The sequence below is a fragment of the Serratia sp. KH_031 genome (genome assembly GCF_057839655.1).
Genome location: NZ_CM174496.1, coordinates 1,199,058 through 1,222,232, shown reverse-complemented (window position 1 = coordinate 1,222,232; position 23,175 = coordinate 1,199,058). Strand labels below are relative to the sequence as shown.

The following is a 23,175-nucleotide window of genomic DNA, read 5'->3' as shown; positions in this document are numbered from 1 at the left end:
TTATCTGGATGACGGTCGCGCTATCGATGGCGACCTTCATGCAGGTGTTGGATTCCACCATTGCCAACGTGGCAATACCGACCATTGCAGGTAATTTAGGCTCTTCGATATCACAGGGCACTTGGGTGATCACCTCATTCGGGGTAGCGAATGCTATCTCGATCCCGATCACCGGCTGGTTGGCAAAACGCTTTGGCGAAGTGCGTCTGTTCCTATGGTCAACGGCGCTGTTCGCCCTCGCCTCTTGGCTGTGCGGTATCTCCAACAGTCTGAACATGTTGATCTTCTTCCGTGTGATACAGGGGATCGTCGCCGGGCCGCTGATCCCGCTATCACAAAGTTTGCTGCTAAATAACTACCCGCCAGCCAAACGAGCGATGGCCTTGGCGCTATGGTCGATGACCGTGATCGTGGCGCCGATTTTCGGGCCAATCCTCGGCGGTTATATCAGTGACAACTATCACTGGGGCTGGATCTTCTTCATCAACATCCCTATCGGGTTGTTTGTGGTGTTGATCGCAATGGCCACGTTGAAAGGCAGGGAAACCAAAACCGAGATCAAACCGATCGATACTGTCGGTCTGGTGTTGTTGGTGGTGGGTATCGGTTCGTTGCAGATCATGCTCGATCAGGGCAAAGAACTGGACTGGTTTAACTCAACAGAAATTATCACGCTCACGGTGGTGGCCGTCGTTGCCTTGATATTCTTGGTGGTGTGGGAACTCACGGACGATCACCCAGTAGTCGATTTGTCGTTATTCAAATCGCGCAACTTTACCATCGGCTGCTTGTGTATCAGTTTAGCGTATATGCTGTATTTCGGCGCTATCGTCCTGTTGCCACAGTTGCTGCAAGAGGTCTATGGCTATACCGCCACTTGGGCAGGTTTGGCTTCAGCACCGGTTGGGTTAATCCCAGTATTGCTGTCGCCAGTCATTGGTCGTTTCGGTCATAAGTTGGATATGCGTCGCCTAGTGACATTCAGCTTCATTATGTATGCTGTGTGCTTCTACTGGCGCGCCTATACGTTTGAACCAGGAATGGACTTTGGTGCTTCGGCTTGGCCACAGTTTATCCAAGGTTTCGCTATCGCCTGCTTCTTTATGCCACTGACTACTATCACGTTGTCCGGGTTACCACCGGAACGCATGGCGGCAGCATCGAGTTTGTCGAACTTTACTCGAACCTTAGCGGGCTCGATCGGCACCTCGATCACCACCACTTTGTGGACACAACGTGAAGCCCTACATCACTCGCAACTGACTGAGTTTGTGAACCCTTACAATCCGCAGTCGCAAGAGATGTACCGTCAGTTGGAACAGGTGGATATGAACAAGCAACAAGCCTCTGCCTACATCGCCAACGAGATCACCGCCCAAGGGCTGATTATCTCGGCGAACGAGATCTTTTGGCTATCCGCTGGCGTGTTCTTGGTTCTACTGGCTTTGGTCTGGTTCGCCAAACCGCCATTCAGTTCTGGCGGCGGGGGCGGGGGGGCGCACTGATTAATTAAAAGTAAAACGGACGCCGAGGCGTCCGTTTTTTATTACCCGTAGCTGATTAAGCCTGATTTTGACGCCACCAGTCGGCTAACAGGATACCAGTTGCTACCGACACGTTCAGGCTTTCTACTTTGCCTGTTCCGCCGATAGAAACGCTCATATCACCCTGCTGCCATGCGCTATCACTCAAACCATCACGTTCTTGGCCCAATACCAACACCATTTTGGCTGGCAGTTTAGCCTGCGCCAATGCGGTGCCTTTATGGCTGGAAGTGGTGACAATGGTGTAACCCGCCTTACGGAAGGTATCCAACACCGAGAGGAAGTCGTCAGCATTGATCGCTTTAATGTGCTCTGCGCCACCTTCGGCGGTACGCACCGCAGCGCCAGACTCCAGCGATGCCGGGTCCTGCAGCAGAACGCCGTTCACGCCAAAGTGAGCACAAGAACGAACGATCGCACCGAGGTTATGTGGGTTACCCACCTCTTCCAACGCCAATACGCAATCTTTTGCCGGGGCGTTTTTCAGGTAGGTTTGTGCATCCAATCCCTGACGTTTTTTAATCAGGAAGCACACGCCACCATGGTGTTCAGTGCCAGAGGCTTTCGCCAGCTCTTCTTCATCCACCACATGGTAAGCTTTGCGGTTGGCGGCCATCCAACGCAGCGCTTCACGAAAGCGTGGCGTGACGGATTGCACAAACCAAGCACGAACAATGGCATCAGGACGGCTAGCAAACAATGCCTGACAGGCATTCTCGCCGTAAACGCGGGTTTCTTCCGCACGTTGACGACGCAACTGTTCTGGATCAATAAAACTTTTACCGCTGATACCACCATGATCAAACGCCGGCTCTTCTTCCGGTGCGCGGGAAACCGTTTTCCACGGCGAATCATAACCACGATCTTCAGTACGTGCCGGGCGGTGAGGACGATCGTTATCACTACGGCGAGAATCGGAGCCACGGCGATCGTTACCACGCGGTTTATCCTGACCGGCACGTGCTGGACGTGCATTGTCAGCCGGGCGACCTTTGCCTGCCGGACGCTTATTCTTGTTACGGTCGTCGCCATTACTGTCGTCGCTACGGACGTACATCACTTTAACTTTACCGCTCTTGCCACTATATGAATCGTTCATTGTCTTCTCCACCAACGCGCAGGGCGCGAAGATTACCTGATGTCAGCCTACTAAGCCAACAAAAGCCGATAACTATTGCACTCATCGAACAAACCACTTTGTCCTAGGTTCCGATTTTACCGATAATAGGCAACATAAAAGAAACATATCTGTCTTTGAGGTCACAATGAATACTGTCTGTCCCGCTTGTAATGCCACTAATCGTATCCCGGAAGAACGTCTTAATGAAGGCGCGAAATGCGGTCGTTGCGGTCATGATTTATTTGACGGTGAAGTGATCAACGCCACCGAGACGACGTTAGATAAATTGCTGCAAGACGATCTGCCTGTGGTCGTCGATTTTTGGGCACCTTGGTGTGGCCCATGCCTCAACTTCGCACCCATTTTTGAAGATGTCGCCAATGAGCGTGCGGGCAAAGTTCGTTTCGTCAAAGTGGATACCGAAGCCGAACCAGCCTTAAGTGCTCGCTTCCGCATTCGTAGCATTCCGACCATTATGGTATTCAAGAAAGGTGAAATGGTCGATATGCTCAATGGCGCATTACCAAAAGCTCACTTCGAGAAGTGGCTCAATGAGTTAGTCTAATCGCCCCATATCTAGGCTCGCGCGCTCCCGTCGAGCCTTTTTCTACGGTATAATAATGGTTTTTACCAGGATCATTATGACCGACAACGCCGTCCTTCGCTTACGTCAATTCCGTTTAGATCGTGCGACGCGCCCATTTTTGGCGCGGGGCTGCCGTGTGGCGCGTTGTCAGGGTTGCTTGCTGCCGCAGAAAAACTGCCTATGCGATACCATCAAGCCTCAAACTGCCAACAGCCGTTTTTGCCTGATCATGTTTGGCGCAGAACCACTAAAGCCCAGTAATACAGGTCGTCTGATCGCCGATATTTTGCCTGAAACTCAGGCGTTTCTCTGGTCGCGTACGGAGATCGATCCGGCGTTGCTTGCTGCTATCAACGATCCTACACGCCAACCTTATGTAGTGTTCCCGGCTTCTTACGCCGATGAAGATCGTCCGGTGTTTAGCGAATTGTCGACCACCAGTAAACCACCGCTGTTTATCATGCTCGACGGCACATGGGCAGAAGCACGCAAAATGTTCCGCAAAAGCCCTTATTTGAATCAGTTCCCAGTGTTTTCGCTGAATGTCGCTGTAGCCTCAGATTATCAATTGCGCGAAGCCAGTCGTGCCGAACAACATTGCACCGCCGAAGTCGCCGCCGCGTTATTACAACAAGCAGGCGATCAATCGGCTGCTGATGGCCTGAACCAACATTTCACATATTTCCGTCAACAATACTTGGCAGGAAAACCCACGCGTCCAGAGGCACCGGTCACAGCAAACTTAGAGTAAAGCACCTAAAATCAGGCGATTGATTATCGAAAGGAGCCGCACATGAGCCAGCGAGGGTTAGAAGCGCTGTTACGCCCCAAATCGATCGCCGTACTAGGTGCTTCACAGCAATCCGGTCGTGCTGGTTATCTGATGATGCGTAACCTGCTGGCAGGAGGGTTCAACGGCCCGATATTGCCAGTCACACCACGCTATAAAGCTGTTTGTGGCGTGATGGCCTACCCTGACGTCGCCAGTCTGCCGCAAATACCGGATTTAGCCATACTCTGCACTAACGCTACTCGTAATTTAGCCTTGCTCGAAGCACTAGGTGAACATGGTTGTAAAACGGCTATCGTGCTCTCTTCACCACCAGAACAGTTTGCCGAATTGAAAACCTGTGCCCAGCGTTACGGTATTCGTTTACTCGGCCCCAATAGCCTGGGTTTGCTTGCACCTTGGCAAGGCATCAATGCCAGTTTCTCCCCGGTACCGATCCAAAAAGGCAAGCTGGCGTTTATTTCACAATCTGCTGCTGTCGCCAACACCATTCTCGACTGGGCACAGCAGCGCGAAGTTGGCTTCTCTTACTTCATTGCGCTGGGTGATAGTCTGGATATCGATGTCGATGATTTGCTCGACTTTTTGGCGCGTGACAGCAAAACCAGTGCCATTCTGCTGTACTTGGAACACATCAGCGATGCACGTCGTTTTCTGTCGGCTTCACGCAGTGCCTCACGTAACAAACCGATTTTGGTCATCAAAAGTGGTCGTAGCCAGCAGGCGCAATTACTGCTCAATAGCCAACAAGGGCTAGACGCTGCCTACGATGCCGCTATTCAGCGCGCAGGCTTGCTACGCGTACAAGACACTCATGAATTGTTCTCTGCAGTAGAAACGCTCAGCCATATGCACCCGTTACGTGGTGAACGGTTGATGATTATCAGCAACGGCGCAGCTCCAGCGGCGATGGCGTTAGATGAACTGTTAGGACGAAACGGTAAACTGGCGGTGTTGTCTGAGGAAAATCAACAGCAACTCACTGCTGTCTTACCGAAATTTATCCATGTCGGTAACCCGATTGATTTACGTGATGACGCAACACCACAACGTTATTTAGCCGCGTTGCAGCCGTTGCTCGATTGCAACGATTACGATGCCTTATTGCTGATTCATGCACCTAGTGCGGCAGCCCCCGGCACTGAAACCGCGGAACGACTGATCGAAGCCATCAAACAACATCCACGCGGTAAACGTATTACTTTACTGACCAACTGGTGTGGCGAATATTCATCGCAAGAAGCGCGCCGCCTATTTACCGAAGCCGGTATCCCTACTTACCGCACGCCAGAAGGTGCGGTGACGGCCTTTATGCATATGGTGGAATATCGCCGTAACCAAAAACAGCTCAAAGAAACCCCTGCTCTGCCCGTTGGCCTGACGGCTAATACCACCGATGCACACCAGTTGATTCAGCAAGCCTTGAACGAGGGAGCCAATCAACTTGATACCCATGAGGTTCAACCCATTCTGCAGGCCTATGGTTTGAGTACCTTACCCACCTGGATTGCCGGTGACAGCGCAGAAGCGGTGCATATCGCTGAACAGATTGGCTATCCCGTGGCGTTGAAATTGCGCTCACCGGATATTCCGCACAAATCAGAAGTTCAGGGGGTGATGCTTTATCTACGTACCGCCACTGAGGTACAACGTGCGGCCGAAGCGATCCTTGATCGAGTTAAACATGCTTACCCACAGGCGCGTATCCACGGTTTGTTAGTACAAAGCATGGCAAACCGTGCCGGAGCACAAGAACTGCGAATTGCGGTTGAGCAGGATGCGATTTTCGGGCCCTTAATTATGCTTGGGGAAGGTGGTGTCGAATGGCGGCAAGAAAATCAGGTTGCCGTGGCTCTACCACCATTGAATATGGCGCTGGCTCGCTATCTGGTCTTGCAGGCAGTGAAAGGCGGTAAAATTCGTGGGCGCAGTGCGTTACGCCCGTTAGACATCCCCGGCTTGAGCCGCTTACTGGTACAGGTTTCCAACCTGATCCTCGACTGCCCAGAAATAACTCGATTGGATATCCACCCGGTACTGGCTTCCGGCAGCGAATTCACCCTGTTGGACGTATCAATGCAACTCGCGCCGTTTACTGGCGATCCACAGGCGCGTTTGGCGATCCGTCCATATCCTCATGAGTTGGAAGAAACCATCAAACTGAAAGATGGTTCAGATTGTCTATTCCGCCCAATCCTGCCAGAGGACGAACCAGCGCTAAAACACTTTATCGGTAACGTCACCAAAGAAGATCTTTATTACCGTTATTTCAGTGAGATCAATGAGTTTACCCATGATGATTTGGCTAACATGACGCAGATCGACTACGATCGTGAGATGGCTTTTGTCGCCGTTCGTGCCAATAGTGAGATCATTGGCGTTACTCGCGCACTTTCCGATCCAGACAATACCGATGCTGAGTTTGCCGTTTTGGTACGCTCCGATCTGAAAGGATTAGGCTTGGGTCGCCAGCTATTGGAAAAAATGATCGGTTACGCTAAAGCACAGGGTCTGGCGCAACTGACAGGGATAACCATGCCAAATAACCGTGGTATGGTGACATTAGCGCAAAAGCTCGGGTTCATCGTAGATGTGCAATTGGAAGACGGTATCGTCAATTTAACCTTGCCACTGCGGTAGTGACCTATGTCGCAATGCATGGCGAATCCGCCACTTAACGCCAAAACATGCGCACATTCGGGGCGACTAATGGTATTATCGCCCGATTATTCGATTTAATATTTCTATACCCAAAAGAATTCGAGTTGCATCAAGGCGGCAACCGAGTGAGTCCCGATGAGCTTACATTAGTAAGTGATTCGGGCGAGCAAGAGCAGCCAACAAAGATGCGGCTTGAAGTATGAAGGGTATATGAATGTGGCGTTCCGGCCATCCTATTATGAGAGAAGAAGCGCACTGTGATGTTGTCAAAATTTAAACGTAGTAAACATCAACAACACCTTGCACAACTGCCCAAACTCCCACAGACGGTTGCTGATGTACATACTTTGTACACCCCGTCTGATTTTCGTACCACGTTGCTAGAATCCATCGCCAACGCCACTCAACGCATCTATCTGGTTGCGCTCTATTTGGAGCATGATGATGCCGGGCGCGACATTCTCAACGCGCTGTATCAGGCCAAGCAACAGCGGCCAGAATTGGAGATTTGTATACTGGTTGATTGGCATCGTGCCCAACGCGGTCGCATCGGTGCTGCCGCTGTCGATACGAATGCCGACTGGTATTGCTCAATGGCAACCCAGCACCCAAACATCTCAGTGCCAATCTACGGTGTGCCGGTTAATACACGTGAAGCCATGGGTGTGTTGCATCTTAAGGGATCTATCATCGATGATACACTGCTCTACAGTGGTGCCAGTATCAATGATGTTTATTTGCATCAGCACGAGAAATACCGTTACGATCGCTATCAGTTGATCACCAACCCGGCATTGACCCAAACCATGGTGGGTTATATCAAACAACACGTGTTAACTGCCGGTGCAGTACAGCGTCTGGATCGTTGCGATCGCCCGAAAAGCCCTGAAATCAAGAACGAAACCCGCCTGTTTCGCTTTAACCTACGTCGTGCCAGTTATCAGTTCCAAGGGCAAGCAAGTAACGATGAACTTGCCGTTACTCCGCTGGTTGGTTTAGGTAAGCAAAGTATACTGAACAAAACCATTCATCATTTGATGGCTTGTACCGATCAAAAACTCACGCTCTGTACGCCTTACTTCAATCTTCCTGCGCTGTTGGTACGTGGCATTATTTATCTATTGCGCGAAGGTAAGCAGGTCGAGATTATTGTCGGGGATAAAACCGCCAACGATTTTTATATTCCGGAAGATCAACCATTTAAAATTATTGGTGCATTGCCTTATCTATACGAAATCAACTTGCGTCGTTTTATCAGCCGTTTACAACGTTATGTCGATACCGGGCAGTTGATTGTCCGCCTGTGGAAAGACGGTGATAACAGCTACCACCTAAAAGGTGTGTGGGCTGATGATGAATGGCAATTGATTACCGGTAATAACCTCAACCCACGCGCTTGGCGATTGGACTTAGAGAATGCTGTTCTCATCCACGATCCTAAGCAGGAAATGCGTGAACAGCGTCATAAAGAGTTGGAACACATCCGCACTCATACTCACGTGGTTGGTCATTATCAGGAACTGCAAAGCATTCAGGAATACCCGGTGAAGGTGCGTAAACTGATTCGCCGTTTGCGCCGTATCCGTATCGACCGATTGATTAGCCGTATATTGTAAAAAAGCTATAATCTGATCAACAGACCCCGGCATCGTCGGGGTTTTTTATATGCAATGACAACAGGATGTTCTCATTATGCACCCTCTTTATATCTCGATTATCCCTTTTGTTATATTTACCAGCGGTTAGCCATCGGGCTGACGACAGTTGGATGGGTAAAGACAAAGGCAGCATTATTTCCTCCAAAGCAAAAAGCCCCATGCTTTCGCATGAGGCTTTCAACCAATTTGATGCCTGGCAGTGTCCTACTCTCGCATGGGGAGACCCCACACTACCATCGGCGCTACGGCGTTTCACTTCTGAGTTCGGCATGGGGTCAGGTGGGACCACCGCGCTATCGCCGCCAGGCAAATTCTGTTTCATTCTCGGCCGTTACTCTCGTAACCACCAGAACCAATCTGTAAACTCGCTGAAAATTAAAATACAATCTCACCAAAACACCTTCGGTGTTGTAAGGTTAAGCCTCACGGTTCATTAGTACTGGTTAGCTCAATGCATCGCTGCACTTACACACCCAGCCTATCAACGTCTTAGTCTTAAACGTTCCTTTAGGGACCTAAAAAGTCCAGGGAAGACTCATCTCGAGGCAAGTTTCGCGCTTAGATGCTTTCAGCGCTTATCTCTTCCGCATTTAGCTACCGGGCAATGCCATTGGCATGACAACCCGAACACCAGTGATGCGTTCACTCCGGTCCTCTCGTACTAGGAGCAACCCCTCTCAATCTTCCAACGCCCACGGCAGATAGGGACCGAACTGTCTCACGACGTTCTAAACCCAGCTCGCGTACCACTTTAAATGGCGAACAGCCATACCCTTGGGACCTACTTCAGCCCCAGGATGTGATGAGCCGACATCGAGGTGCCAAACACCGCCGTCGATATGAACTCTTGGGCGGTATCAGCCTGTTATCCCCGGAGTACCTTTTATCCGTTGAGCGATGGCCCTTCCATTCAGAACCACCGGATCACTAAGACCTACTTTCGTACCTGCTCGAGCCGTCACTCTCGCAGTCAAGCTAGCTTATGCCTTTGCACTAACCTCACGATGTCCGACCGTGATTAGCTAACCTTCGTGCTCCTCCGTTACTCTTTGGGAGGAGACCGCCCCAGTCAAACTACCCACCAGACACTGTCCTCAATCCAGATTATGGACCAGAGTTAGAACATCAAACATTAAAGGGTGGTATTTCAAGGTTGGCTCCACGCAGACTGGCGTCCACGCTTCAAAGCCTCCCACCTATCCTACACATCAAGGCTCAATGTTCAGTGTCAAGCTATAGTAAAGGTTCACGGGGTCTTTCCGTCTTGCCGCGGGTACACTGCATCTTCACAGCGAGTTCAATTTCACTGAGTCTCGGGTGGAGACAGCCTGGCCATCATTACGCCATTCGTGCAGGTCGGAACTTACCCGACAAGGAATTTCGCTACCTTAGGACCGTTATAGTTACGGCCGCCGTTTACTGGGGCTTCGATCAAGAGCTTCGCATTGCTGCTAACCCCATCAATTAACCTTCCAGCACCGGGCAGGCGTCACACCGTATACGTCCACTTTCGTGTTTGCACAGTGCTGTGTTTTTATTAAACAGTTGCAGCCAGCTGGTATCTGCGACTGGCTTCAGCTCCGAGAGCAAGTCTCTTCACCTAATGCCAGCGTGCCTTCTCCCGAAGTTACGGCACCATTTTGCCTAGTTCCTTCACCCGAGTTCTCTCAAGCGCCTGAGTATTCTCTACCTGACCACCTGTGTCGGTTTGGGGTACGATTTGATGTTACCTGATGCTTAGAGGCTTTTCCTGGAAGCTTGGCATCAACTACTTCATCACCGTAGTGACTCGTCATCACGCCTCAGGGTTCGATAAGAGAACGGATTTACCAATTCTCTCCCCCTACACGCTTAAACCGGGACAACCGTCGCCCGGCTAGCCTAGCCTTCTCCGTCCCCCCTTCGCAGTAACACCGAGTACAGGAATATTAACCTGTTTCCCATCGACTACGCTTTTCAGCCTCGCCTTAGGGGTCGACTCACCCTGCCCCGATTAACGTTGGACAGGAACCCTTGGTCTTCCGGCGTGCGGGTTTTTCACCCGCATTATCGTTACTTATGTCAGCATTCGCACTTCTGATACCTCCAGCAGCCCTCTCAGACTACCTTCTACGGCTTACAGAACGCTCCCCTACCCAACAACGCCTAAGCGTCGCTGCCGCAGCTTCGGTGCATGGTTTAGCCCCGTTACATCTTCCGCGCAGGCCGACTCGACCAGTGAGCTATTACGCTTTCTTTAAATGATGGCTGCTTCTAAGCCAACATCCTGGCTGTCTATGCCTTCCCACATCGTTTCCCACTTAACCATGACTTTGGGACCTTAGCTGGCGGTCTGGGTTGTTTCCCTCTTCACGACGGACGTTAGCACCCGCCGTGTGTCTCCCGTGATAACATTCTTCGGTATTCGGAGTTTGCATCGGTTTGGTAAGCCGGGATGGCCCCCTAGCCGAAACAGTGCTCTACCCCCGAAGATGAGTTCACGAGGCGCTACCTAAATAGCTTTCGGGGAGAACCAGCTATCTCCCGGTTTGATTGGCCTTTCACCCCCAGCCACAAGTCATCCGCTAATTTTTCAACATTAGTCGGTTCGGTCCTCCAGTTAGTGTTACCCAACCTTCAACCTGCCCATGGCTAGATCACCGGGTTTCGGGTCTATACCTTGCAACTAGACGCCCAGTTAAGACTCGGTTTCCCTACGGCTCCCCTATTCGGTTAACCTTGCTACAAAATATAAGTCGCTGACCCATTATACAAAAGGTACGCAGTCACCCCCATAAAGAAGGCTCCCACTGCTTGTACGTACACGGTTTCAGGTTCTATTTCACTCCCCTCGCCGGGGTTCTTTTCGCCTTTCCCTCACGGTACTGGTTCACTATCGGTCAGTCAGGAGTATTTAGCCTTGGAGGATGGTCCCCCCATATTCAGACAGGATGTCACGTGTCCCGCCCTACTCATCGAACTCACAACTCATGCCTCTTCGTGTACGGGACTATCACCCTTTACTGTGCGACTTTCCAGACGCTTCCACTGAGACACAAACTGATTCAGGTTCTGGGCTCTTCCCCGTTCGCTCGCCGCTACTGGGGGAATCTCGGTTGATTTCTTTTCCTCGGGGTACTTAGATGTTTCAGTTCCCCCGGTTCGCCTCATACGACTATGTATTCATCGTATGATAGTGCAACGTATTGCACTGGGTTTCCCCATTCGGGTATCGTCGGTTATTGCGGTTCATATCACCTTACCGACGCTTATCGCAGATTAGCACGCCCTTCATCGCCTCTGACTGCCTAGGCATCCACCGTGTACGCTTAGTCACTTAACCTCACAACCCGAAGGTGTCTTCTGTAAACAGAGAACACATCGTGCTGTAAACATTTGAGAGACTCTATGACGGGTTAGTCCTTACCCCACTACTGCTACGGAGGGATAAGTTTCAGCCGTCATGTTTCAATTTTCAGCTTGTTCCAGATTGTTAAAGAGCAAAATACTTCGCAGCATACTGTCGCCAGTACACTCTGAAGTATTATTACAGGACGTATATGGTGGAGCTAAGCGGGATCGAACCGCTGACCTCCTGCGTGCAAGGCAGGCGCTCTCCCAGCTGAGCTATAGCCCCATACAGTCGTGCACAGGAATACCGTTTGATTTACCATTACATCCCGAAGAATGTAATTTTTGCTCAGGCAAGGCGTGAGGTTGCGACACATAGTGAACTATGCGAGCCAACCGAACAACGCAGCATGGGCGAAAATTTGGTAGGCCTGAGTGGACTTGAACCACCGACCTCACCCTTATCAGGGGTGCGCTCTAACCACCTGAGCTACAAGCCTATAAAGGTATTTCCTGCTCGTTACTTTTTCATCAGACAATCTGTGTGGACACTGCACAGTCAAACATCTTTAGGTAAGGAGGTGATCCAACCGCAGGTTCCCCTACGGTTACCTTGTTACGACTTCACCCCAGTCATGAATCACAAAGTGGTAAGCGCCCTCCAAAAGGTTAAGCTACCTACTTCTTTTGCAACCCACTCCCATGGTGTGACGGGCGGTGTGTACAAGGCCCGGGAACGTATTCACCGTAGCATTCTGATCTACGATTACTAGCGATTCCGACTTCATGGAGTCGAGTTGCAGACTCCAATCCGGACTACGACGTACTTTATGAGGTCCGCTTACTCTCGCAAGTTCGCTTCTCTTTGTATACGCCATTGTAGCACGTGTGTAGCCCTACTCGTAAGGGCCATGATGACTTGACGTCATCCCCACCTTCCTCCAGTTTATCACTGGCAGTCTCCTTTGAGTTCCCGGCCGAACCGCTGGCAACAAAGGATAAGGGTTGCGCTCGTTGCGGGACTTAACCCAACATTTCACAACACGAGCTGACGACAGCCATGCAGCACCTGTCTCACAGTTTCCGAAGACACAGCTCTATCTCTAAAGCCTTCTGTGGATGTCAAGAGTAGGTAAGGTTCTTCGCGTTGCATCGAATTAAACCACATGCTCCACCGCTTGTGCGGGCCCCCGTCAATTCATTTGAGTTTTAACCTTGCGGCCGTACTCCCCAGGCGGTCGATTTAACGCGTTAGCTCCGGAAGCCACGCCTCAAGGGCACAACCTCCAAATCGACATCGTTTACAGCGTGGACTACCAGGGTATCTAATCCTGTTTGCTCCCCACGCTTTCGCACCTGAGCGTCAGTCTTTGTCCAGGGGGCCGCCTTCGCCACCGGTATTCCTCCAGATCTCTACGCATTTCACCGCTACACCTGGAATTCTACCCCCCTCTACAAGACTCTAGCTTGCCAGTTTCAAATGCAGTTCCCACGTTAAGCGCGGGGATTTCACATCTGACTTAACAAACCGCCTGCGTGCGCTTTACGCCCAGTAATTCCGATTAACGCTTGCACCCTCCGTATTACCGCGGCTGCTGGCACGGAGTTAGCCGGTGCTTCTTCTGCGAGTAACGTCAATGCTGAATGCTATTAACATCCAACCCTTCCTCCTCGCTGAAAGTGCTTTACAACCCGAAGGCCTTCTTCACACACGCGGCATGGCTGCATCAGGCTTGCGCCCATTGTGCAATATTCCCCACTGCTGCCTCCCGTAGGAGTCTGGACCGTGTCTCAGTTCCAGTGTGGCTGGTCATCCTCTCAGACCAGCTAGGGATCGTCGCCTAGGTGAGCCATTACCCCACCTACTAGCTAATCCCATCTGGGCACATCCGATGGTGTGAGGCCCTAAGGTCCCCCACTTTGGTCCGTAGACGTTATGCGGTATTAGCTACCGTTTCCAGTAGTTATCCCCCTCCATCGGGCAGTTTCCCAGACATTACTCACCCGTCCGCCGCTCGTCACCCGAAGAGCAAGCTCTTCTGTGCTACCGCTCGACTTGCATGTGTTAGGCCTGCCGCCAGCGTTCAATCTGAGCCATGATCAAACTCTTCAATTAAAAGCTTGATTTGCTTCAACTCGTGAAGCGATGCTCAAAGGTTACTGTATGAATTTTACTTCATGTGTCACTCTTCAAGACTTGATATTTTGTTGATGCTCGAAAGCATCTGGATATCATCTTGTGAGTGCCCACACAGATTGTCTGATAAATTGTTAAAGAGCAGTGAGTTACGCGCCTTCGCTTGCTAACTTGAGGTGGCGTATATTACGCCTTCCTCTTTCAGAGTCAACCCTAATTTTCAGGTTTTTTCTCTTCCGACCCCGGAGACTCTGTGAAGTTGTTCACATGTTCCCTGTCGATGGAGGCGCATTATAGGGAGTCGGTTCAGAATGACAAGCGTTTATCTTCACTTTTCTTTCAACCGCTCACTATTCATTCGCAGCGCCTATTAAACCCGCTTTTTAATCGCTTCCGGCAGGTCAGCCAGGCTATTAATCACCCAATCAGCCGCTTTTTCGCCATCTTCGGTTACTGGCTTACCAGTACGCACCAGAACTTTAGTACCAACACCAGCCGCCGCAGCCGCCTGCATATCTTCCAATTTGTCGCCAACCATATAAGAAGCAACCATGTCGATGTTCAATTCTTGCTGTGCCTGTAACAACATACCCGGCTGTGGTTTACGACAATCACAAGTTTGACGATATTCTTCTACTACTGCATCGGGATGATGCGGACAAAAATAGATACCATCCAAATCAACATCACGATCGGCCAATGACCAATCCATCCACTCCGTCAGGTACATGAACTTAGCTTCATCAAACATACCGCGCGCAATGCCTGACTGGTTGGTGACCAGCACTAAGGCAAAACCCATATTTTTAAGTTCACGGCAGGCGTCGATAACACCATCAATAAATTGGAAGTCGTCGATTTCATGGACGTAACCATGATCGACATTGATCGTACCGTCACGATCTAAGAAAACTGCTGGGACGCGTTGAGTCACCGGTTTGCTCCTGATGGCCTGAAAACGCGCACAGTATCGCATGTTTTACTCGATACTGAGAATGATTGAGAACCCGGTTTTCCGTTGACTCGGACGTCTAGACGCCTTAACATCTGATTCATACCTTGGTCCACACCAAGGTTTACTTTTATCTAGCCACGGGCAACCACGCTAAAATAAGAAGAATATGATTAAACTTTCTAACATCACCAAAGTGTTCCAGCAGGGCTCGCGCAGCATTAATGCGCTCTCGGACGTGACGCTTCACGTTCCTGCCGGACAAATTTATGGCGTTATCGGTGCATCAGGTGCCGGTAAAAGCACCTTGATTCGTTGCGCCAACATGCTTGAGCGCCCGACTTCCGGCAGCGTTCTGGTCGACGGTAAAGAACTGACCACCTTGTCAGACAGCGAACTGACCCGTGCCCGTCGTCAGATTGGCATGATTTTCCAGCACTTTAACCTGCTCTCTTCCCGCACGGTATTTGGCAACGTTGCTCTGCCATTGGAATTAGACAACCGATCGCGCGCTGATATTAAAAAGCGCGTTACCGAGTTACTGGAGCTCGTCGGTCTAGCGGATAAGCACGACGCTTACCCCGCTAATCTGTCCGGCGGCCAAAAACAACGTGTGGCAATCGCCCGTGCGTTGGCAAGTAATCCCAAAGTGTTGTTGTGTGATGAAGCCACCAGCGCACTAGATCCTGCTACTACGCGCTCAATTCTCGAACTGTTGAAAGACATTAACCGTCGTCTGGGACTGACCATTCTGTTGATCACCCATGAAATGGACGTGGTTAAACGCATTTGCGATCAGGTTGCAGTCATCAGCGAAGGGAAATTGATTGAAAAGGACAGCGTCAGCGAAGTGTTCTCTCATCCGAAAACCCCGCTGGCACAGCAATTCATTCAATCCACACTGCATTTAGACATTCCTGACGACTACGCTCTACGCCTGAGCCCAGAACGCGTTGGTGAACGTCACCCATTACTGCGTCTGGAATTCACCGGCCAGTCGGTTGATGCCCCATTGTTGTCAGAAGCTGCACGTCGTTTCAGCGTCAACAACAACATTATCAGCGCTCAGATGGATTATGCCGGTGGAGTGAAGTTTGGCGTGATGTTGACCGAACTACACGGCAGCGATGAAGCCACATTGGAAGCCATTAAATTCTTGCAAGAAAATCAGGTAAAAGTAGAGGTTCTGGGTTATGTCTGAAGCAATGATGTGGTTGATGGCTCGTGGCGTGTGGGAAACCGTCATGATGACCTTCGTCTCGGGCTTTTTTGGTTTCGTACTCGGCTTGCCAGTTGGCGTGCTGCTGTATGTCACTCGCCCTGGGCAAATTATCGCGAATAATACGCTATATAAAGTGTTGTCCGGTCTGGTGAACATTTTCCGTTCCATTCCGTTCATTATCTTGCTGGTGTGGATGATTCCGTTTACCCGCATGATCGTCGGTACATCCATTGGTTTACAGGCAGCGATTGTTCCACTGACCGTAGGTGCGGCACCGTTTATTGCCCGTATGGTGGAGAACGCCTTGCTGGAGATCCCTTCAGGTCTGGTGGAAGCCGCTCGTGCGATGGGGGCAACGCCAATGCAAATCATCAAGAAAGTTTTGTTGCCAGAAGCGCTGCCGGGTCTGGTTAATGCGGCGACCATTACGCTGATCACGCTGGTAGGTTATTCCGCCATGGGTGGCGCAGTTGGTGCCGGTGGTTTGGGGCAAATCGGTTATCAATATGGTTATATCGGTTATAACGCTACAGTGATGAATACGGTATTAGTATTACTGGTAGTTTTGGTGTATTTGATTCAGTTCAGTGGCGACCGGATCGTGAAGGCCGTAACCCATAAATAAGTCTATACCCTAAATAATTGGAGTTGCATCGCGGCGGCAACTGAGCGAAGCCCTAGGAGCTTGGTCCACCAAGTGACTAGGGTGAGTAAAGGCAGCCAACAAAGATGCGGCTTCAAGTATGACGGGGACATTGGCAAGTCACATTGAGGAAAGGATATGTCGTTAAAATTTAAATCCATCGCAGCAATCGGCGCACTGATCGGTACTCTGGCTCTGGTTGGCTGTGGTCAGGAAGAGAAAGATCCAAACCACATCAAAGTAGGCGTTATCGTCGGTGCCGAACAGCAAGTTGCTGAAATCGCGCAGAAGGTAGCAAAAGAAAAATACGGCCTGAACGTTGAGTTGGTCACTTTCAACGATTATGTCTTGCCAAATGAAGCCCTGAGCAAAGGTGATATTGATTTAAACGCCTTCCAACACAAACCATACCTGGATCAGCAGATCAAAGACCGTGGTTACAAACTGGTTCCCGTCGGTAATACTTTCGTTTACCCCATTGCTGGTTACTCGAAAAAAATCAAATCACTGGACGAATTGAAAGACGGTTCTCAGATTGCACTGCCTAACGATCCAACCAATTTAGGCCGTTCTCTGTTGCTGCTGCAAAAAGTCGGTTTGATCAAACTGAAAGACGGTGTTGGCCTGCTACCAACCGTGCTGGATGTAGTCGGTAATCCGAAAAATTTGAAGTTGGTTGAGCTGGAAGCACCACAGTTGCCACGTTCATTGGACGATCAGCAAATCGCACTGGCCGTTATCAACACCACTTACGCTAGCCAGATCGGCCTGACTCCAGCGAAAGACGGTCTGTTCGTAGAAGATAAAGACTCACCATACGTGAACCTGCTGGTTGCTCGTGAAGACAACAAAGATGCAGAAAACGTGAAAAAATTCGTACAGGCTTACCAGTCTGACGAAGTTAACGAAGCCGCTAATAAGATCTTCAACGGCGGTGCAGTTAAAGGCTGGTAATTACTTATCGCCTAATTTACTCCGATAATTGCAGGACGGGCTATGGCCCGTCTTGTTATTTGTGTCATTGCTTGCTTCAATAGCGCCACTTTATTTTTAGACAGAGGAATTTATATGCGCGTTTTACCTCTCTGTTTGTTAGCACTTACGCTGAGTGGTTGTTCCATACTACGCACAGAACCAACCCCAGCGACGAGCATCAGCAAACCAGCGACAAGCACCGCAACAACGAAAACCACACAGGCGGCGGCACGTCCGGCACCGGTTAAGCTGTACAAAAGTGCTGAAGAGTTGGTGGGGCAACCCTTCCGCGATCTGGGCGAAGTTTCTGGTGAGTCTTGCCAAACTACCGTACAAGACTCGCCACCTAATATGGCGACCGCCCGTAAACGCATGCAGATCCGCGCTTCTTACATGAAGGCCAATGCCGTGTTGCTGCACGACTGCCAAATTGTCAGCGGCATCGCGGGTTGCTATCAACAGGCTATTTGCCAAGGTTCTGCACTGAACGTTTCGTCCAAATGACCGAATTTGTTTTTGATCAGATAGGCACTATCCGTTCACCATATAAAGAAAAATTCGCCGTACCTCGTCAACCGGGTTTAATCGAAGATGGTGGTGGCGAACTGATCCTATTACCGCCTTACAATCAACCGGAAGCGGTACGCGGTCTTAGTGATTTCAGCCATCTATGGGTGATGTTTATCTTCCATCAAACCATGGACGGTGGCTGGCGTCCGACTGTGCGTCCACCACGCTTAGGCGGTAATGCCCGCATGGGCGTATTTGCTACACGTTCCACCTTTCGCCCCAACCCACTCGGCATGTCGTTGGTTGAATTAAAGGACATCCGCATTACCGGCAGTGAAGTAGCGCTAGAATTAGGCAGTTTGGATCTGGTTGATGGCACGCCCATTGTCGACATCAAACCTTATTTACCCTTTGCTGAGAGCCAACCACAGGCGCGCGCTGGCTTTGCTCAATCCGCTCCTGCAGGTGATATGCCAGTGTACTTTTCCCCACTAGCAGAACAGCAGTTGCAACAACAGCAACGCCGTTACCCTCACCTACGTCGTTTCGTCACTCAGGTACTGGCGCAAGATCCGCGTCCGGCTTATCGTAAAGGTGAAGAAACTGAACGGGATTATGCCGTTTGGTTGCTAGATTTCAATGTGCGTTGGCGGGTGGTTGACCAACAAACTGAGGTGTTATCACTCGACCCTCGTTAAAATTCCGTCATCTCTCTTTTGACAACCGGCTCACGCTGGTAGACTGAATCACTTTCACTTATTTTGGCTGCCACTCTGACAGCCTGTTGCAATTTGCAGTTCTAACGGAACCAAAACACCATGCGTACAAGCCAATATCTGCTCTCCACTCTAAAGGAGACACCTGCCGATGCCGAAGTCATCAGCCACCAGCTGATGCTACGAGCCGGGATGATCCGCAAACTGGCCTCCGGTCTTTATACCTGGCTGCCTACCGGTCTGCGTGTATTGAAGAAAGTTGAGAACATCGTTCGCGAAGAAATGAACAACGCCAATGCGATCGAAGTTTCCATGCCGGTAGTTCAACCCGCCGATTTGTGGCAGGAAAGTGGCCGTTGGGAGCAATATGGCCCAGAGTTGCTACGCTTTGTCGATCGTGGTGATCGTCCATTCGTGCTGGGCCCAACACATGAAGAAGTGATCACCGACTTGATCCGTAACGAAATCAGCTCCTACAAGCAATTGCCGCTGAACCTGTTCCAGATCCAGACCAAATTCCGTGATGAAGTTCGTCCACGTTTCGGCGTGATGCGTTCGCGTGAATTCCTGATGAAAGATGCCTATTCATTCCATACTTCTCAGGAATCATTGCAAGCGACTTACGACGACATGTATCAAGCCTACAGCAAGATCTTCAGCCGTATGGGGCTGGACTTCCGCGCGGTGCTAGCTGATACCGGTTCCATCGGTGGCAGCGCTTCGCACGAATTCCAAGTGCTGGCGAACAGTGGCGAAGACGATGTAGTGTTCTCTACCGAGTCCGACTACGCCGCCAATATCGAGTTTGCCGAAGCTCTTGCACCCACTCAATCTCGTGCTGCTGCGACGGAAGAACTGCGTATTGTCGATACACCAAACGCTAAAACCATCGCCGAGCTAGTTGAGCAGTTCAACCTACCAGTAGAAAAAACCGTGAAAACGCTGCTGGTACAAGCCACAGAAGAAAGCGGTCACAAACTGGTTGCGCTGCTGATTCGTGGCGATCATGAACTGAACGAAATCAAAGCAGAGAAGTTGCCACAAGTAGCTTCGCCGCTGACTTTCGCTACCGAAGCCGAGATCCGCGCTATTGTTGGTGCGGGCCCTGGCTCTCTCGGCCCGGTCAATCTGCCGGTTCCAGTGGTCATTGATCGTAGCGTTGCAGTCATGAGCGACTTCGGTGCTGGCGCCAACGTTGACGATAAACACTACTTTGGCATCAACTGGGAACGCGATCTGCCAGTTCCTCAGGTTGCCGATATCCGTAACGTGGTAGAAGGCGACGTCAGCCCAGACGGTAAAGGCACTCTGCAAATCAAACGCGGGATCGAAGTGGGTCACATCTTCCAACTGGGTACCAAATACTCAGAGGCGATGAAAGCCACCGTGCAAGGCGAAGATGGGCGTAACCAAGTATTGACCATGGGTTGCTACGGTATCGGTGTGACTCGTGTCGTCGCGGCTGCCATCGAGCAAAACCATGACGATCGCGGCATTATCTGGCCAGACGCCATTGCCCCGTTCCATGTTGCGATTCTGCCAATGAATATGCACAAATCTTTCCGTGTGCAAGAACTGGCCGAGAAGTTGTACAGCGAACTGCGCAGCCACGGCATCGACGTGATCCTCGATGATCGCAAAGAGCGCCCGGGCGTCATGTTTGCAGATATGGAACTGATTGGCGTACCGCACTCTATCGTAATCGGTGATCGTAATCTCGATAACGAAGAAATCGAGTACAAAGGCCGTCGTAATGGCGAGAAGCAGATGATCAAAACCGGCGAAATCGTTGATTTCTTGCTGGCGCAGATCAAGCGTTAATTATTGCCGCTGAATAGAAAAAGCCCTGATTTTTGCAATCAGGGCTTTTTAATTGGATTATCGTCATCCCATAAATGCAGCATAGGTTCCATTTGCTGATGCAATATCCGCACTATAAAAATATCTAACTCACGCATCTGATAGAAAATCGCATGACGGCTATGATCTAAACGCCGAACTCCCGATTTAACGTCTACGTATTCACGTCCCATCTTTGGGGACTCCGCTAACGTTTCTAAACAGAGTTCCATCTCTTCGGTATATTTATCCGCTTGCTGAACACCAAAATTCAATACGGTATATTCATAAATCCCGGCAAAATCGTCAGCTGCAAGATTAGAAAGTTTATACATTGAGCTCCCGCTTTTTCTTGGCTGCAATATCCCTCAGCGTCAGAGAACTTTCGCCACTACGCACACCGTTCTCAACAGCAGTACGTAAAGCCTCAATGTGATATTCCTTTTGTTCCAGAAGCCGCAGGGCAGAACGCATAACTTCACTGGTAGAGCCATAGCGACCACTATCAATCATACGGCTGACAAACTCATCAAGTTGTTCACCGATCGTGACACTCGTTGTTCTCGCCATTATCATTCCCCCACAGTGTTAATAGTTCACACAATCAGTATATCTATTGTATACAGAGCGAGCAATATCACCTGTAATATAATAATTAATAACAAAAAACCCGCACAGTGGCGGGTTCATTAGAATCATAAGCGTGAGGAACTACTTACTATCGCAATTCTTACTATCATCGAAAGCAATCTTGGTCTCCGGCACGACGGTTTTTTCCATCTGCCCTTCTTCCATTGACGGCTGAACACTGAAATAACCTTCAAAGGTCAGGAATACCGGTTCACCAGGCGCTTTGCGCGCTTTGGCATAACCATTCTCCAACGTGACGTTATTGTTCACCGGGAAAGTCTTACCGGTTGCGCAATCCTTGAAGACTGCAGCATCGGCCATATAGGTGTAACTCCCCCTCATCGCCATCGGCGTTTTCGGCAAGGTTTTCTCTACTGGTTTTAGCGTGTAATTCAGAGATGACTTAATCGGTACACCACTTTGATCAAGCATCTCTAGATTATTACCCACTGGACGGAAATAGCGTTTATCACCGTCGTTATTGGTCAATACCAACTTATCCGCCGTGCGCGCCCATTTGCCGTAGTTGGCAAAGGTCTGATCGTCGTCTTTGGTATCGAGGTAAATTTCCTGCAATACAAAGGTGCCGTCTTTATCGAGGAATAAAGAAGTATCCATGCCACCACAATCGGCACATGGCAATACACCTTGATAGCTTTGCTGCATCGGCTGGAGAGGCTGTTCTTTTGGTTGGTAATGATTATTACAGCCCAACAACGAGAAAACTCCTGCCGCTAAAAACAAAGCAATAGTTAGATGTTTCACAGTTATTCTCCATCTTCTACTGTGTTAGGTACGGATTTTCCCACGCAGAGCCTTGGTCGCCCCTTTGCGCACTTTGCTTTCCAAGCGCCGCAATTTAGCCCCTTTACTGGGCTTGGTGGCCCTACGTGTTTTTTCCACTACCATGGCTTGCTGAATCAGCGCCACCAATCTTGCCAGCGCCGCTTCACGATTTAATTCTTGGCTACGGTATTCTTGCGCCTTAATAATCACCACACCGTCTGCGGTAATTAAGTGATGATTTAACGCAAGTAATCTTTCCTTGTAGTACTCTGGCAGGCTGGACGCCCGGATGTCAAAGCGCAAATGGATCGCCGTTGAGGTTTTGTTAACATTCTGCCCGCCCGCTCCCTGCGCGCGGATAGCGGTCAACTCTAGCTCATGGTCCGGTATAGCGACATTTCTTGACAGTTCCAGCACCGATTACACCTGCGCCTGTTGCCACTCAGCAAACTGAATTTCCAGACTATTCTGAACATCGGACAGCCAGATAGTGCCTTCTTGTAAAGTAGCCTGTAACGTCATATTGCGATTAGCCAAAGCGGCTAATTTGCCCAGTTGTCCATCATCGAGAAAACGAATATTGAGATTCTTGTGATTTGCCACTTTGCTTTGCATCGATTGCCACCACACATGAGCCGCGCGTTCACCGTAGGCATACAGCACCACACGCGGCGACTGATTGCAGGCTTTTTTGATACGCTTCTCATCCGGCAACCCCATTTCGATCCACATTTCTAATCCATTGTGATCGTTACGCTGCCAAATCTCCGGCTCATCTTCCGCACTCAGCCCTTTAGTAAACACCAATCGCTCATCGGCATGGCAAATCCAAGCCAACAAACGCAGCATCATGCGCTGTTCAGTTTCTGAAGGATGCTGCGCCAAAGTCAGCGTGGTGTCGTGGTAAAAGTGGCGATCCATATCTGCGATATTGACCGTGGCTTTATAGATAGTTGCTTTTAACGCCATGGGTGACCTCATAATAATTCGGCGACAGTGTACCCGAATTCGCGTGATAACGCCCTTGCACGATGCTGATAACTTATTAACAGCTGTGCTATAGTCGTTTAGATAGG

At 50.1% G+C, this 23,175-nt stretch carries 18 protein-coding genes, 2 tRNA genes and 3 rRNA genes; 11 read left to right on the top strand and 12 right to left on the bottom strand.

Annotated features, from left to right (window positions below):
• The first annotated feature begins 8 nt into the window (after positions 1-8).
• On the top strand, positions 9-1,505 hold the full coding sequence (gene emrB / locus AC3ISQ_RS05390) for a multidrug efflux MFS transporter permease subunit EmrB (RefSeq protein ID WP_489353141.1): 1,497 nt from the start codon (positions 9-11) through the stop codon (positions 1,503-1,505).
• Positions 1,506-1,560: 55 nt separating this feature from the next.
• Here the strand turns inward: emrB and AC3ISQ_RS05385 are convergent, their stop codons facing one another.
• Positions 1,561-2,643: a tRNA/rRNA methyltransferase gene (locus tag AC3ISQ_RS05385; protein ID WP_489351226.1), complete on the bottom strand. Its 1,083-nt coding sequence runs from the start codon at positions 2,641-2,643 to the stop codon at positions 1,561-1,563.
• 166 nt (positions 2,644-2,809) lie between these two features.
• Here AC3ISQ_RS05385 and trxC point away from each other — a divergent pair, with 166 nt between their 5' ends.
• The 4 genes from trxC (at position 2,810) to pssA (ending at position 8,317) form a co-directional block, all read left to right on the top strand.
• Positions 2,810-3,229: a thioredoxin TrxC gene (gene trxC / locus AC3ISQ_RS05380; RefSeq protein ID WP_489351224.1), complete on the top strand. Its 420-nt coding sequence runs from the start codon at positions 2,810-2,812 to the stop codon at positions 3,227-3,229.
• A 76-nt stretch (positions 3,230-3,305) separates the two neighbouring features.
• On the top strand, positions 3,306-4,001 hold the full coding sequence (locus AC3ISQ_RS05375; RefSeq protein WP_489351222.1) for a tRNA-uridine aminocarboxypropyltransferase: 696 nt from the start codon (positions 3,306-3,308) through the stop codon (positions 3,999-4,001).
• Positions 4,002-4,043: 42 nt separating this feature from the next.
• Positions 4,044-6,680, top strand: coding sequence for a bifunctional acetate--CoA ligase family protein/GNAT family N-acetyltransferase (locus tag AC3ISQ_RS05370; RefSeq protein WP_489351220.1), 2,637 nt, complete (start codon positions 4,044-4,046; stop codon positions 6,678-6,680).
• Positions 6,681-6,961: 281 nt separating this feature from the next.
• Positions 6,962-8,317, top strand: a complete 1,356-nt coding sequence (gene pssA / locus AC3ISQ_RS05365) for a CDP-diacylglycerol--serine O-phosphatidyltransferase (RefSeq protein ID WP_489351218.1) — start codon at positions 6,962-6,964, stop codon at positions 8,315-8,317.
• Positions 8,318-8,550: 233 nt separating this feature from the next.
• Here the strand turns inward: pssA and rrf are convergent.
• From rrf to gmhB, 6 genes are all read right to left on the bottom strand, one after another.
• A 5S ribosomal RNA gene (rrf, locus tag AC3ISQ_RS05360) occupies positions 8,551-8,666 on the bottom strand.
• A gap of 105 nt (positions 8,667-8,771) precedes the next feature.
• Positions 8,772-11,681 (bottom strand): 23S ribosomal RNA (locus AC3ISQ_RS05355).
• A gap of 218 nt (positions 11,682-11,899) precedes the next feature.
• Positions 11,900-11,975 (bottom strand) — tRNA-Ala (locus AC3ISQ_RS05350).
• A 137-nt stretch (positions 11,976-12,112) separates the two neighbouring features.
• Positions 12,113-12,189: transfer RNA gene (locus AC3ISQ_RS05345), tRNA-Ile, on the bottom strand.
• Positions 12,190-12,263: 74 nt separating this feature from the next.
• Positions 12,264-13,805 (bottom strand): 16S ribosomal RNA (locus AC3ISQ_RS05340).
• Together the 16S, 23S and 5S rRNA genes with 2 tRNA genes alongside form the textbook arrangement of a ribosomal RNA operon.
• A 391-nt stretch (positions 13,806-14,196) precedes the next feature.
• Positions 14,197-14,760, bottom strand: a complete 564-nt coding sequence (gene gmhB / locus AC3ISQ_RS05335) for a D-glycero-beta-D-manno-heptose 1,7-bisphosphate 7-phosphatase (protein ID WP_489351216.1) — start codon at positions 14,758-14,760, stop codon at positions 14,197-14,199.
• 187 nt (positions 14,761-14,947) lie between these two features.
• On the opposite strand from gmhB, the gene metN reads away from it, so the two are divergent.
• The 6 genes from metN (at position 14,948) to proS (ending at position 20,665) form a co-directional block, all read left to right on the top strand.
• Entirely contained in the window at positions 14,948-15,979 is a 1,032-nt protein-coding gene (metN, locus tag AC3ISQ_RS05330) for a methionine ABC transporter ATP-binding protein MetN (protein ID WP_489351214.1), read from the top strand.
• Positions 15,972-16,625 carry a methionine ABC transporter permease MetI gene (locus AC3ISQ_RS05325; protein ID WP_489351213.1) on the top strand — a complete coding sequence of 218 codons (654 nt, stop codon included), beginning with the start codon at positions 15,972-15,974 and terminating at the stop codon, positions 16,623-16,625. Before metN ends, AC3ISQ_RS05325 begins: the two co-directional genes overlap by 8 nt.
• A 156-nt stretch (positions 16,626-16,781) precedes the next feature.
• The gene (locus AC3ISQ_RS05320) at positions 16,782-17,597 is read left to right on the top strand and encodes a MetQ/NlpA family lipoprotein (protein WP_489351211.1); all 816 of its coding nucleotides are present in this window, start codon (positions 16,782-16,784) and stop codon (positions 17,595-17,597) included.
• Positions 17,598-17,711: 114 nt separating this feature from the next.
• Complete coding sequence (rcsF, locus tag AC3ISQ_RS05315) at positions 17,712-18,122, top strand: Rcs stress response system protein RcsF (protein ID WP_489351209.1); 411 nt, start codon at positions 17,712-17,714, stop codon at positions 18,120-18,122.
• Positions 18,119-18,826: a tRNA (N6-threonylcarbamoyladenosine(37)-N6)-methyltransferase TrmO gene (gene tsaA, locus AC3ISQ_RS05310; protein ID WP_489351207.1), complete on the top strand. Its 708-nt coding sequence runs from the start codon at positions 18,119-18,121 to the stop codon at positions 18,824-18,826. The genes rcsF and tsaA overlap by 4 nt, the downstream gene beginning before the upstream one ends.
• A 120-nt stretch (positions 18,827-18,946) precedes the next feature.
• The gene (gene proS, locus AC3ISQ_RS05305) at positions 18,947-20,665 is read left to right on the top strand and encodes a proline--tRNA ligase (protein WP_489351205.1); all 1,719 of its coding nucleotides are present in this window, start codon (positions 18,947-18,949) and stop codon (positions 20,663-20,665) included.
• Positions 20,666-20,703: 38 nt separating this feature from the next.
• On the opposite strand, the gene AC3ISQ_RS05300 is transcribed toward proS, so the two are convergent.
• From AC3ISQ_RS05300 to AC3ISQ_RS05280, 5 genes are all read right to left on the bottom strand, one after another.
• Positions 20,704-21,018, bottom strand: coding sequence for a type II toxin-antitoxin system RelE/ParE family toxin (locus AC3ISQ_RS05300; protein WP_489351203.1), 315 nt, complete (start codon positions 21,016-21,018; stop codon positions 20,704-20,706).
• On the bottom strand, positions 21,011-21,253 hold the full coding sequence (locus tag AC3ISQ_RS05295; protein ID WP_489351202.1) for a type II toxin-antitoxin system ParD family antitoxin: 243 nt from the start codon (positions 21,251-21,253) through the stop codon (positions 21,011-21,013). The genes AC3ISQ_RS05300 and AC3ISQ_RS05295 overlap by 8 nt, the downstream gene beginning before the upstream one ends.
• A 141-nt stretch (positions 21,254-21,394) precedes the next feature.
• Positions 21,395-22,078, bottom strand: a complete 684-nt coding sequence (nlpE, locus tag AC3ISQ_RS05290) for an envelope stress response activation lipoprotein NlpE (protein ID WP_489351200.1) — start codon at positions 22,076-22,078, stop codon at positions 21,395-21,397.
• Positions 22,079-22,102: 24 nt separating this feature from the next.
• The gene (gene arfB / locus AC3ISQ_RS05285) at positions 22,103-22,516 is read right to left on the bottom strand and encodes an alternative ribosome rescue aminoacyl-tRNA hydrolase ArfB (protein WP_489351198.1); all 414 of its coding nucleotides are present in this window, start codon (positions 22,514-22,516) and stop codon (positions 22,103-22,105) included.
• A 3-nt stretch (positions 22,517-22,519) separates the two neighbouring features.
• Entirely contained in the window at positions 22,520-23,068 is a 549-nt protein-coding gene (locus AC3ISQ_RS05280; protein ID WP_489351196.1) for a YaeQ family protein, read from the bottom strand.
• Positions 23,069-23,175 lie beyond the last annotated feature (107 nt).